Consider the following 12,518-nt stretch of genomic DNA (forward strand, 5'->3'; position numbering starts at 1 on the left):
TCATTACAAAACTTAACATATTGTTTATTAATTTTAACATTTTATTAAACAGAATAATCTTATATTTGTAATGTATTGTTTTGGTAAACATATAAAAAAATACTTCTCTTGTTACTTCGTAACTAAAACGAAACTATTAATAAAAGAAGTTTTTTGGTTAATTGATTGAAACCGCTACTTTTAGTAGCGGTTTTTATTTTTTAAAGCTCAGAGATGCTATCTTGTAATCGCTTTGTAATTATATTAATTATTCTTCTATTATATTCAGAATCATTAATAAGATAAGTAATATACTCTTCAATAGTAAAGTGTCCTAAGATACTACCTAGCAATTGTTTATTAAAACTAACATCTTTTTGCAGATTATTTTTAATTGTGCTTTTCTTTTTTTCAATTTTAATTGCACTAAAATCTATTTTCCTTTTTAATAAATTTTGTTTGTAGAATGCAACTATTAAATCGTGTTGCATTTTTATAATAGGTCTAATTACCAAATTTTGAAACTCTTCTATTGGTGTAATATTAGGTTTTATTAATCCAGTTAACTCTGGTCTTTTTTTAGCCATTATCTATTAAATTATCTAATTCCTGCTGATAATCATATTGCAAATCTTCATGCAACTTTAAAATTGCATTACTTGTCATTCTCATTTGAGTTTGAAAAATGTTTTGTAATCGGTTACTCCTTTTAAAATAAGGGTTGTAATTTTTTAACTTTTTACAGAAATGAAGCAAAATTTGCGCTTCAGTATCTTTCTTTTTAGAAAATCTGATTAGTTTTTTAGTCGATGTAAGTATTTTACGAATCTTCTTTCTGACATAATAAGCGTTATTTGTTCCTATTTCAACAAATTGAATATCAATAAAAGTTTTACAATTAACAATATACTGATCTTCATCATTGGCTTCAAACAACAAATAGGTTAGCAATTCTTTATTTTCAAGTTTAAATCTTGCCAATTGTAAACATAAATCTTTTAGCTCTTGAGCACTTTTATGAGACAATTCGTCTTTAAGTTGTTTTATAGTACTTGCCTTCATTAAGAAAGAAAATCTAATACATTTTTTTCTATTCTATCTAATACATTTTCTGTTTGTGCCTTAACAAATTGCTCACCAGTAATTTGTTCAAACAACTCAATATATCTATTAGAAATCTCAATAATTTTCTCATCAGACATTTCTGGTATAGTTTGTCCTTCTTTGCCTTGAAATCCATTTTCTATTAACCACTGACGCACAAATTCTTTAGAGAGTTGCTTTTGAGCTTCATTATTATCTTGTCTCTCTTGATAACTATCTGCATAAAAATAACGAGATGAATCTGGAGTATGAATTTCATCTATTAAAACAATCTTACCTTCTTTGGTTTTACCAAATTCGTATTTAGTATCTACTAAGATTAAACCTCTTTTAGCAGCAATTTCAGAACCCCTTTTAAATAATTTTCTAGTGTAATCTTCTAAAACTAAGTAGTCTTCTTCAGAAACAATTCCGTTTGCTAAAATTGCATCTCTAGAAATATCTTCATCATGATCTCCATTATCTGCTTTGGTAGATGGCGTTATTATTGGCGTTGGAAATTTATCATTCTCTTTTAAATTATCTACCATTTCTACTCCACACAAAGTACGTTTACCTGCTTTATATTCACGAGCTGCATGACCAGATAAATAACCTCTAATAACCATTTCTAATTTAAACGGATCACACAAATGACCAACAGCTACATTCTCATCTGGATTTGCAATTAACCAATTAGGAACAATGTCTGATGTATCATTCATCATTTTAGTAGCTATTTGATTTAAAATTTGGCCTTTAAAAGGAATTTGTTTTGGTAAAATAACATCAAAAGCAGAAAGTCTATCTGTTGCAATCATCACCAAAAGGTCATTATTGATATTATAAACTTCTCTTACTTTACCTTTATATATTGATTTTTGACCTGGAAACTCAAAGTTAGTTTCGTTAATTGTGTTCATAGGGTGTTGTTATTTTGTACAAAAATAAGTTTAATTTTTAGGATATCATTTTCTTAATAAAGAAAAATTACCATGTAACACTTCTCCTGATTCTGTAATAACTTTAAACCAATAATCTGAGGATTGAATTTCTTTTCCATTTTCTTTACCATCCCAAAAACCTGTGGCACTACTTACAATTTTAATAAGCCTACCAAATCTAGAATAAATGAAAATAGTGTAATTAATATCTGGAAAGTCTTTTAACCTCCAAAAATCATTTTTGCCATCGTTATTCGGCGTAAAAAATGAGGAATAGGTTCTTACAAAAACCTCTTCATTATAAAATTCACAACCATCAATACCTCTCACAAAAACCATTTGGGTACCACCAGAAACATTATTAAAAACTGGATCTAATTGATACGTAACACCATCTAAAGAATATTCGTAAGCTCTTTTAGAAAAAACAAAAACTTCTATAGAGTTATTAGTGGATGAAAAATCATTTACCTGAATTCTAACATTATTTAATTCAGAGTTTCTTACTACTTCTACATTTACAGTTGAGGTAGCTCTACCACAAGGACCATTATCAATAGTGTAAGTGTATATACCTGAATTATTAATACTTGGATTAAACAAGTCATTTAATAAACTAGGACTCCAAGAACCTCCCATATCTGGTGTACCTTCTAAATAATCAAATAAATTAACTTGATCTGCAAATTCACAAATTTCTAATACTCCGTTTAATCCACTATTTGGTTCTGTAGATTCTATTATTGTAACTTTTGATTGCAAAGTACCACACTCTCTGTCTACCAAAACATAATTATAGGATGTTGCAATATCTAGGTTTTTATTATAAATATTAGTCCCGCTAGCCAACTCTGGTGACCAAAATCCGTTTGGAGATGGATTACCGTTAATCGCTTCAAAAAGGTTAAGTTCTACAACTCCATCACAGATTACTACTTCTGAATCTAACCCAGGATCTAATTCAGAAGAAAAAACAACTTTAACTTCTGCAGTTAAGTTTCCGCATACAGGGTCAGTATGTTTATACGTATAAACACCATCTCTATCTTCTTTTACATTAAAAACACCTGTTCCTGACTTTAAAGAGGGCGACCAAGTACCTCCAGGATCTGGAGATCCTAAAAGGATATCAAAAAGATCTATGTTATCTGAATTTTTACATAATTCCACTCTATTGTTTTTACCAGGACTTGGTATATTAAGTTCTTGAAAATCGAATAAACTATTGCTATTTCTGTCTGCAGGATCAGTATAGCCTGTAGTTTCATTAATTATCAAACCATTAAAATCAACATCATTTGGAAGATCTCCTAGCACACCATCATTATTTGGATCTTCAAAACCAGCCTCTAGAACATCAAAACAACCATCATTATCACTATCTAAATCCATAGAGTCAGGGTACCCGTCTTTATCAGTATCCTTAGTTCCATCACCTTCCAAAACATCTAAGACACCATCATTATCATCATCTAAATCTACAACATTCGCAATAGTGTCGTCATCAAAGTCTATATCACAAATTAAAATTACCTTTAAACTATTTATGCAATTCCCTAAATTATTTTGAATTGTTAAAGCACCTGTAATTTCACCGTTATTAATAATGTTACAAAGCCAAGAACAATCACTTAATAAAGGATTATTTTGAACCTCTACATTACCCTCTACTTTTTCGAATTGTCCAAAACCTATTACAGAGCTTAAGAGTCTGTTATTACTTACTATAAACCAGTCTTCTAAAAAATATTGCTCACCAACACTTTTTAATGAGTTGTAGCCTGCAATAGCTCTTACACTAGTGCTTTCTATCCTAAATGCAGCACCAACAATCTCCAATAAAGGAAAACTAGGTAATTCTTCAACACCATTTCCTCGAATATCGAAAAAACGTTCTATGGTTCTGAGTTGTTGAAATCCTCTAATAATTTTTACATTTTCGATATTTAAATCATTTCCAATAGATACTAATTTTCCGAAACCAATTGCTTCTTCTAAAATAGGGTTCGAAGTTAAATTTAAATCGTCTCCAATGGTTTCTAAATTATTAAAAGAGGGAATAGTTTTTAATACAGGGTTTTTACTAATATTTAGTTCGCCTCCAATTGTTTGTAAGTTTTCGAATCCTGTTATGTTTTGAATACCAGGACTATCACCAATTTCTAGACTTTTAAAAACCTTAATTAAACTTCTGAAACCGCTAACATCTGTTAAAACAGGATTTAAAGCAATAGTAACATTTCTTGCATTAAGCAGGTTATTAAAGCCACTAATTTTGATAAGAGAATTTGAACTTGTTATAACAAAATCTCCATTAACATCGGTCAGGTTATTAAAACCATCTAATTCTTCTACATCTACAGATATTCTTAAATCTCCATTAATAACCTTAAGAAAATACAAACCTGTAATATCTGTAATAGGAGTTTGTACTTCTCCAGTATCTTCAGTTCCTACTAACCCTGCTACAATGTCTATATTTCCTTCAATCCTTTGACACCCACTATATGCAGCCACAAAAGCGTCTACTCTTTCCTGTGAAGATAAATAATGATCTTGGTTTCCATTTGGGCACTGTGCTTTTGCTAAAAAGCAAAATGTAAGCATAAAAAAAAACACAAAAACCCTCATATACAATAGAAATGTAGTAAAAATAAACTTTCTGAATATCTAAATCAAAAATTATACTGTTAAAAAAAGTAAATCAACAGATACTATTTTGATTTATTCTGTTTCTATACTCTTATAGGCTTTTATGATTCGTTTTACTAAACGATGTCTTACAACATCCTTATCGTCTAAATATACTTGTGCGATACCATCTATATCTTTTAAAGCTAATAAAGATTCCTTTAGACCAGAAACCTGTTTTCTTGGTAAGTCTATTTGCCCAGGATCTCCTGTGATAATAAATTTAGCACTTTTACCCATTCTGGTTAAAAACATTTTCATTTGGTTATGAGTTGTATTCTGAGCTTCATCTAGAATTACAAAAGCATTATCTAAAGTTCTACCTCTCATGAAGGCTAATGGTGCGATTTGTATAATCCCTTTTTCTAGATAAGATTCTAGCTTTTCATGAGGTATCATATCTCTTAAACCATCATATAAAGGCTGCATATATGGATCTAATTTCTCTTTTAAATCACCAGGTAAAAACCCTAAATTTTCTCCAGATTCTACAGCTGGCCTAGTTAATATAATACGTCGCACTTCTTTCTCTTTCAATGCTTTCACAGCTAACGCCACTGCAGTATACGTTTTTCCTGTACCTGCTGGACCTACTGCAAAAAGCATATCATTTTTTTGCATCAAAGAAATCATTTTGCGTTGATTTTCTGTTTGTGCTTTAATTAATTTTCCATTTACTCCATGCACTAAAACGTCTTTGGTATTTTTATTCGAAGTATTCTTTTCATCACTCCCTGTAGATGTCAAAATTCGTTCTATGCTATTTTCGTCTAATTTATTGTATCTATCAAAATACTTTACCAAACGATTAAAACGAACTTCAAATTCATCTAAAATCTCAGATTCTCCAAATATCTTTAACTTTGCCCCTCTTGCAACAATTTTAATTTTAGGAAAATATTTTTTTAACTGTTCTACTGTGCTATTTTGAGTCCCAAAAAAATCTTTAGGATCTATTTCTGTTAACTCTATGATGCGTTCGTTCAAATGTTTAAGTTTTATAGAATATTAGTAAGAATTATTAAATTAAATGTAGTAATTTAAAGTAGTAAATTTATTAGATTTGCGTTAAGTAATAAAGAACTTTTACACAATTAATTAACAGCTATAATTAATGTCTTTTATAACATTAACAACAGATTTTGGAACTAAAGACCACTTTGTAGGTGCAGTTAAAGGAGCTATTTATAGTGAACTTGCAGACGCAAAAATTGTAGATATTACTCACCAAATAACACCTTTTAACATTACTGAAACTGCATATATTTTAAAAAACGCATACAGGAGTTTTCCAGAAGGCACCATTCATATTGTAGGAGTAGATTCAGAATTAAGCACAGATAATAAGCACATTGCAATAGCTTTAGACAACCATTACTTTGTTTGCCCAGATAATGGTATTATTTCTATGATTGCATCTGAAATTCAGCCAACAAAAATAGTAGAGATAAATATACATGATAGAGTAGAAAGTAGTTTTCCTGTCTTAGATGTATTTGTACAAGTTGCTTGTTTTATTGCAAGAGGAGGAAATTTAACAGTTATAGGAAAGGAAGTTAGAAATTATAAAAAACTGACTGAAATACAACCAAAAGTAAATCAAGCTCAAACACAAATTATTGGGGGCGTATTGTATATAGATAATTATGGAAATGTAATTTCTAATATTAGCAGAAAAATGTTTAATGAGGTAGGGAAAGGAAGGCCTTTTAAAATAAATGCATCAAGTTATACTTTTGATAAAATGTATAACAAATACAACGATATTGTAGAGAGCAACACTAAAACTAGCAGACAATTTGATGGTAATAAATTAACATTATTTAATTCTGCAGGACTTTTAGAAATAGCTGTTTATAAAAGTGATTTAACTTCTGTAGGTGGTGCCTCTACATTACTAGGACTAGCGTATAGAGATGCTATAATTATTGAATTTTTCAATGAATATAAACCAGAGTTTACACCATTAACATAAACCTAAAATATGCTTGTTAGAATTGTAAAAATGAGTTTACACTCAAGGTATATTGAAGAATTTCGAACAATGTTTGAAGAAAAAAAACTAAAAATAAGGAATAGTCAAGGTTGTGAATTGCTAGAACTGTATCAAGATAAAAACAATCCAGAAATCTTTTTCACCTATTCTTACTGGAATAACGAAAGTGATTTAGAACGTTACAGAAAATCAGATTTTTTTAAAAAAACTTGGCAACAAACTAAAGGTTATTTTAATGAGAAACCAGAAGCTTGGAGTGTCACAAAGAAAGTAAGTTTACCCTAATAAAAGTATATGCTAGCAATTTTTAAAAAAGAATTTATTTCATTTTTTGCAAGCCCAATTGCATACCTAGTAATTGGTGTTTTCCTACTAATTAATGGTTTATTCTTATTTATTTTTAATGATGATTTTAACATTTTAAATGCAGGTTTTGCAGATATAACTCCTTTTTTTAATTTAGCCCCTTGGGTATTTTTATTTTTAATACCTGCTATAACTATGAAAAGTTTTGCAGACGAATATAGCACTGGCACAATAGAACTTTTGAAAACTAACCCTATTTCTAATTGGCAAATTATCTTTGGTAAGTTTTTTGGATCTATCTTACTTGTTATTATTAGTGTTATACCTACATTAATTTACGCATATACAGTCTATAAATTAGGTAACCCTGTAGGTAACATTGATTTTGGAAGCACTATTGGTTCTTATTTAGGTTTACTTTTTTTAGCATCTACTTACACAGCTGTTGGTTTATTTACATCAACATTATCAAAAAATCAAATTGTAGCTTTTGTCTTAAGTTTATTTATAACGTTTATTCTTTTTTATGGGTTTGATGCAATTGCAACATCTTTTAGCAGAAACAGTTTTGCAATTCAGCAATTGGGTATTAACGAACATTTTAAAAGTATATCTAGAGGTATTATTGACACTAGAGATATTGTTTACTTTTTAAGTGTTACATTTTTCTTTTTATTCATTACTAAAACACGTTTAGATAATGAATAAGAACATAAAATATATAGCTGGTTTATGTATAGGTTTAATCATTTTAAACGTAACAAATCAGTCATTTTATAAAAGATTCGATTTAACTGCAGATAAAAGATATACACTTTCAGAAACCACAAAATTAATCTTATCAGAAGTAAAAAAAACACTTTTTATCACTGTTTACTTAGAAGGCGATTTTCCATCAGAATTTAAAAGATTACAAATTGAAACTAGACAGTTTTTAGAAGAATTGGCTGCAGAAAATAGTCTGATAAAAATTCATTTCGAAAATCCTGATGATCGAAGAGAAGCTCTAATTAAAAAAGGCATGATGCCAAGCCAACTTTCAGTAGAAGAAGATGGTAAATTATCTGAAGCTATTATTTTTCCTTGGGCTGAACTTAATTTTGATAATAAAACTAGGGTTGTTTCACTCTTACCTACAACCATTGTTGCTAACCAAGAAGAACAGCTTCAAAAGGCTATTGAGAATTTAGAATACAGTTTTTTATCTGCTACAAATAGTATTTTAAAAGAAAAACAAAAAAATGTAGTGCTGCTTACAGGAAATGGACAATTGCAAGATATTTATCAATATAGCTTTTTGAGTGAAGTTTCTAAAAAATATAGATTAACAAAATTTCCTTTAGATTCTGTAGCTTCAAATCCTCAGCAAACTTTGCAAGATTTAACTTCTATAGATTTAGCCATAATTACAAAACCAACACAAAAATTTACAGGAGCAGAAAAATTTACTTTAGATCAATACATTACAAATGGTGGTAAAACACTTTGGATGTTAGATAATGTACAAGCAGATCAAGACAGTTTGTTAGCTACAGGTAAAATGTTGGCTTACCCAAGAGATTTAAACATAACAGATTTATTATTTTCTTATGGAGTAAGAATAAATACAACTTTAGTAAAAGATTTATATGCCGCACAAATTCCATTGGCTACAGGAAATATTGGCAATCAAACTCAATATCAAAATTTAGATTGGTTTTACCATCCTTTAGTTTTAGGTAATCCTTATCACCCTATAACAAAAAATGTGGGTAATGTGCGTTTGCAATTTGCAAATCAAATAGACACTTTAAAAAATGATATTAAAAAAACACCTCTTTTAGTAAGTTCTTCATTAACTAGAAAAGTGGGTACACCATCAATAATTGAATTACAATCTATTGCAGAAGAACCTAAGGAAGAAGATTATGCCGCAGGAAATCAGTTATTTGCAGTTTTATTAGAGGGTAATTTTAAATCTGCCTATAAAAACAGAGTAAAACCCTTTAAATCAAACAATTATAAAGCAAATGCAACCCAGAATAAAATGATTGTAATTTCTGATGGTGATATTGCAAAAAATCAAATTTTAAAAGGGCAACCTACAGATTTATCTAGAGATAAATGGACAAATCAAGAATTTGGAAATAAAGACTTCTTAATGAATGCTATAGATTATTTATTAGACGATTCTGGTTTAATAAATTTAAGAAATAAAACATTAAAAATAAACACTTTAGATAAGCAAAAAGCCTATAAAGAAAGAACTTATTGGCAATTCTTAAACGTAATTTTACCTTTAGTTATTTTAGTTATTTTTGGTGTAGTACTTAACTATTTACGTAAAAGAAAATACACTTAGATTGCTAATAAATCATTATGAATAAACTCATAATTTAAGGTTTCTTGTATTTTTTTTGAAGAGATAATTTTCCATTCGTAACTCTCATTATTTTCGAACTCTGGCACATCAAAGCCTTTACTCAGTTTGGCTAACGTATAAAACTCTCTTCTAGTTGGATGATGATCTGCACAAGCATTAAAAACCTGATTCCAAGCATTTTGATGAATGACTTCATGAATAATTTCAATACAATCTTCTCTGTGAATCATATTTATATATCCTTTTGGTTGAGGAATTTTTCTACCTCCTTTAAACCAGTCTGATGGATGCCTATCACCACCAAATAAACCTGCAAAACGAATAATGGTAGTTTCAAAAAAATCACTTTTTAAAAACAAACTCTCTATCTCAGTTAATGGTGTTTGTAGTGTAGAGTCTTCTTCCGTAATTACTTTATTAAATTTACCATAAACAGAAGTTGAACTGATAAAAATCACTTTCTGAATTGATGAATTATTGATTTGAGAAATTAAATTTTCGAAACCATCAATGTCTTTAGAAATAATGGCTACTATTAAAATATCTGATGCTAAAAACAAATCAAACTCTTCATTTTCTGAGATATTTAACAAATGTGCTTCTATATTTTGCTGCTCTAAATTCTCTATTTTACTTTCTGAAGTTGTAGAACCTTTTACAGAAAAACCATCCTCTAAAAAAGATAAAGCCAATGGCTTTCCTAGCCAGCCACACCCTAAAATACTTATATTTCTCATTAATATTAAATATATATTCTACAAATATACAATGCTCATTTTAAGGTTTTGTTAACAATAAGCGTTTTTTGAAGTCGTAATTTTGATAAAATAAAAATAAAATATATTATGAAAAAAATTATGTTGACTTTCTTTGTAGCTACAATCACATTTGCTTTAAATGCACAGATTGAAACCCCAGCTCCAAGTCCATTTCAAAAAACTGAACAAAAAGTAGGCTTAACAGATGTTACTGTTGAGTACTCTAGACCAAGTATGAAGGGAAGAAAAATATTTGGAGGATTAGAAGATTACGGAAAAGTTTGGAGAACAGGCGCCAACGAAAACACCAAATTAACTTTTTCTACTGACTTTATGGTTGATGGAAATATGGTTAAAAAAGGGACTTATGCCTTATATACAATTCCCGGTAAAAACACTTGGGATATAGTGTTATATTCTGATGCTACAAATTGGGGAAATCCTGCAAAATGGGACGAAAGTAAAGTAGCTGTTAAAGTAAGAGTTACGCCTATAGAAATGCCTATGGACATTGAAACGTTTACCATTACTTTTGATGATTTAACTAATAATTCTGCTGTTTTAGGAATTATGTGGGAAAACGTCTATATACCTTTTAAATTTGAGGTTCCTACAGACAAAATGGTTTCTAATAGCATTTCGAAAATAATGTCAGGACCATCTGCAAATGACATGTATGGTGCTGCTGTTTATTATTTACAGGCAGATAAAGATATTAATCAGGCACAAGAGTGGATTGATAAAGCTGTAGAAATGACATCTGCAAAACCTAGATTTTGGTATTTACGTCAGCAATCTTTAATTCATGCCAAAGCAGGAAAAACAAAAAGTGCAATTGCTGCTGCAAAAAAGTCTTTAAAATATGCAAAAGAAGCAGGAAATATGGGTTATGTAAAAATGAACAAGACTTCTTTAAAAGAATGGGGAGCAATATAATTTAATAGATATATTCAAATGTTTTTTTTATAATTTGTAAGTAGTGCTTTTACTTTAGTATCCTCAAAAACATTAGGAAATAGTTCATCTAAAATAATATGATAATCGTAATCAATTTTTAAAGCCAATATTAAATGATTAAATCCATATTTTTTCTTGTTTAATATAAAGTACAACCCTGAGAGCCTGTACTCTATTTCAGCAGAATTTTTATAAATTTTTTGAGCCTTAAAAAGTATATAGATAGCTTTATCAAAAGCTCCTAAAAAAGATAATACATCTGTTAACGCAATATATACTTCTAGCTCATTGTTATTAAATTCGAGACAATTTTCAAAACCAGTAACTGCTTCTTCATAAAAATTTAGTTTAACTTTTATTTCTGCATATCTTTTCCAATACAATGGGTTTTGGTCGTCTATCTTTAAAGCTTTAGAAATGTAATAAGAGGCTTTTTCGTAATCTTTTTCGTAATAGTAAAGATTTGTTAATAAAACCCAACCCCTATCTAACAATGGATCTTCGTGAACTGCTTTTTTATAATATGAAATAGCTACTTCGTAATTTTTTAACCTTTCATAGCACTCACCTACCCTTTCGTAAGCAAATGCAGTCGGATCGTCTAGTTCTAAAGTTATTAAATAATTTTCTATAGCTTCTTTGAATTCTCCTAATTCTTGGAGGGTTTTTGCTTTTTCTAAATAACCTCCTATAAAGGATTCATCAATAAGAACTGCATAATCAAAAGCTTTTAATGCTTCTTTAAATTGGTTTAATACAAAATACTGTCTTCCTAATTGATGCCAAGCAACTTCGCAGTATGGGTTTAAATTAATATAACTTATTAAGTATTCTATAGCTTGCTGATGCTCTTTTTGCATATCAAAACAATACACAATATTATATAGGGCAGCATAATCTTCAATATCTTCATCAATACATAACTTAAAAATTGATCTTGCGTTCTTAAAATCATCTAGATACAAATACTCCATACCCATCAGGCTCCATACATCTGCTTTATCATCTGTAAAAATTAAAGCTTTATTTAAGTTATCTATTGCTTCCTTGTGTTTCCCTACCTTAGATTCAATTGAAGCCTGTTGAATAAAAACTTCGTCATTGTTGGGAGCTACAACTTCAATTTTTTGCAATAACTCTGAAGCACCCTCTAAATCATTTTCAAAAATGAATAGTTCTACTTTTAGTAATTTTAAGTCTACAGATTCTGGATGCTGCTCTAAGCCTAACTTTACTGCTTTTTTAGCCAAAGAATGTTTTCCTGCATCCATGTAATGGAAGATAATCTCCTCAAATTCAACCAAATCAAAAAAATATATATTGTTGGTTTTAAGCATCGATTCAAATTTTACTAAAGACATAGCTATGAGATTTGAATTATTAATTAAATGTACTATATCTAATAAGTAACAATAAAAAAAAATGGTTTTGTTTTCAACAAT

Annotated in this window: 12 protein-coding genes; 5 read left to right on the plus strand and 7 right to left on the minus strand. The window is 29.3% G+C overall.

Going from position 1 to position 12,518, the window contains the following annotated elements:
• Positions 1–200 precede the first annotated feature (200 nt).
• The 5 genes from Q0L44_RS09680 to Q0L44_RS09700 form a co-directional block, all read right to left on the minus strand.
• Positions 201–566 carry a glyoxalase gene (locus Q0L44_RS09680; RefSeq protein ID WP_296637931.1) on the minus strand — a complete coding sequence of 122 codons (366 nt, stop codon included), beginning with the start codon at positions 564–566 and terminating at the stop codon, positions 201–203.
• Positions 559–1,041, minus strand: coding sequence for a hypothetical protein (locus tag Q0L44_RS09685; RefSeq protein WP_296637933.1), 483 nt, complete (start codon positions 1,039–1,041; stop codon positions 559–561). The genes Q0L44_RS09680 and Q0L44_RS09685 overlap by 8 nt, the downstream gene beginning before the upstream one ends.
• Positions 1,041–1,985 (minus strand): phosphoribosylaminoimidazolesuccinocarboxamide synthase, encoded by a 945-nt coding sequence (locus Q0L44_RS09690; protein ID WP_296637935.1) that lies wholly within the window; start codon positions 1,983–1,985, stop codon positions 1,041–1,043. Before Q0L44_RS09690 ends, Q0L44_RS09685 begins: the two co-directional genes overlap by 1 nt.
• A 45-nt stretch (positions 1,986–2,030) precedes the next feature.
• The gene (locus tag Q0L44_RS09695; RefSeq protein ID WP_296637937.1) at positions 2,031–4,613 is read right to left on the minus strand and encodes a T9SS type B sorting domain-containing protein; all 2,583 of its coding nucleotides are present in this window, start codon (positions 4,611–4,613) and stop codon (positions 2,031–2,033) included.
• 117 nt (positions 4,614–4,730) lie between these two features.
• Entirely contained in the window at positions 4,731–5,684 is a 954-nt protein-coding gene (locus Q0L44_RS09700; RefSeq protein ID WP_296637939.1) for a PhoH family protein, read from the minus strand.
• Positions 5,685–5,811: 127 nt separating this feature from the next.
• Here Q0L44_RS09700 and Q0L44_RS09705 point away from each other — a divergent pair, with 127 nt between their 5' ends.
• Genes Q0L44_RS09705 through gldG form a run of 4 tightly spaced genes read left to right on the plus strand, consistent with a single transcriptional unit; the run spans position 5,812 to position 9,340 of the window.
• Complete coding sequence (locus tag Q0L44_RS09705; protein ID WP_296637941.1) at positions 5,812–6,672, plus strand: SAM-dependent chlorinase/fluorinase; 861 nt, start codon at positions 5,812–5,814, stop codon at positions 6,670–6,672.
• 9 nt (positions 6,673–6,681) lie between these two features.
• Complete coding sequence (locus Q0L44_RS09710; RefSeq protein ID WP_296637942.1) at positions 6,682–6,978, plus strand: antibiotic biosynthesis monooxygenase family protein; 297 nt, start codon at positions 6,682–6,684, stop codon at positions 6,976–6,978.
• Between the two features lie 9 nt (positions 6,979–6,987).
• Positions 6,988–7,707, plus strand: coding sequence for a gliding motility-associated ABC transporter permease subunit GldF (gene gldF / locus Q0L44_RS09715; RefSeq protein ID WP_296637945.1), 720 nt, complete (start codon positions 6,988–6,990; stop codon positions 7,705–7,707).
• Positions 7,700–9,340, plus strand: a complete 1,641-nt coding sequence (gene gldG, locus Q0L44_RS09720) for a gliding motility-associated ABC transporter substrate-binding protein GldG (protein ID WP_296637947.1) — start codon at positions 7,700–7,702, stop codon at positions 9,338–9,340. The genes gldF and gldG overlap by 8 nt, the downstream gene beginning before the upstream one ends.
• Here the strand turns inward: gldG and Q0L44_RS09725 are convergent.
• Complete coding sequence (locus Q0L44_RS09725; protein WP_296637948.1) at positions 9,337–10,098, minus strand: NAD-dependent epimerase/dehydratase family protein; 762 nt, start codon at positions 10,096–10,098, stop codon at positions 9,337–9,339. The genes gldG and Q0L44_RS09725 overlap by 4 nt on opposite strands.
• A 108-nt stretch (positions 10,099–10,206) precedes the next feature.
• On the opposite strand from Q0L44_RS09725, the gene Q0L44_RS09730 reads away from it, so the two are divergent.
• Positions 10,207–11,055 (plus strand): DUF2911 domain-containing protein, encoded by an 849-nt coding sequence (locus Q0L44_RS09730; protein WP_296637950.1) that lies wholly within the window; start codon positions 10,207–10,209, stop codon positions 11,053–11,055.
• 14 nt (positions 11,056–11,069) lie between these two features.
• On the opposite strand, the gene Q0L44_RS09735 is transcribed toward Q0L44_RS09730, so the two are convergent.
• Positions 11,070–12,437 (minus strand): tetratricopeptide repeat protein, encoded by a 1,368-nt coding sequence (locus Q0L44_RS09735; RefSeq protein WP_296637952.1) that lies wholly within the window; start codon positions 12,435–12,437, stop codon positions 11,070–11,072.
• Between the last annotated feature and the right edge of the window lie 81 nt (positions 12,438–12,518).

The sequence above is a fragment of the Polaribacter sp. genome, assembly GCF_024639685.1.
In the GTDB taxonomy this organism is placed as follows: Bacteria; Bacteroidota; Bacteroidia; order Flavobacteriales; family Flavobacteriaceae; genus Polaribacter.

Bases quoted from the DNA above. Each gene is read 5' to 3' on its own strand.
- Q0L44_RS09725 (WP_296637948.1), bottom strand. From the start codon at position 10,098: ATGAGAAATATAAGTATTTTAGGGTGTGGCTGGCTAGGAAAGCCATTG.
- Q0L44_RS09680 (WP_296637931.1), bottom strand. From the start codon at position 566: ATGGCTAAAAAAAGACCAGAGTTAACTGGATTAATAAAACCTAATATT.
- Q0L44_RS09690 (WP_296637935.1), bottom strand. From the start codon at position 1,985: ATGAACACAATTAACGAAACTAACTTTGAGTTTCCAGGTCAAAAATCA.
- gldG (WP_296637947.1), top strand. From the start codon at position 7,700: ATGAATAAGAACATAAAATATATAGCTGGTTTATGTATAGGTTTAATC.
- Q0L44_RS09735 (WP_296637952.1), bottom strand. From the start codon at position 12,437: ATGTCTTTAGTAAAATTTGAATCGATGCTTAAAACCAACAATATATAT.
- Q0L44_RS09710 (WP_296637942.1), top strand. From the start codon at position 6,682: ATGCTTGTTAGAATTGTAAAAATGAGTTTACACTCAAGGTATATTGAA.
- Q0L44_RS09730 (WP_296637950.1), top strand. From the start codon at position 10,207: ATGAAAAAAATTATGTTGACTTTCTTTGTAGCTACAATCACATTTGCT.
- Q0L44_RS09705 (WP_296637941.1), top strand. From the start codon at position 5,812: ATGTCTTTTATAACATTAACAACAGATTTTGGAACTAAAGACCACTTT.
- Q0L44_RS09695 (WP_296637937.1), bottom strand. From the start codon at position 4,613: ATGCTTACATTTTGCTTTTTAGCAAAAGCACAGTGCCCAAATGGAAAC.
- Q0L44_RS09685 (WP_296637933.1), bottom strand. From the start codon at position 1,041: ATGAAGGCAAGTACTATAAAACAACTTAAAGACGAATTGTCTCATAAA.
- gldF (WP_296637945.1), top strand. From the start codon at position 6,988: ATGCTAGCAATTTTTAAAAAAGAATTTATTTCATTTTTTGCAAGCCCA.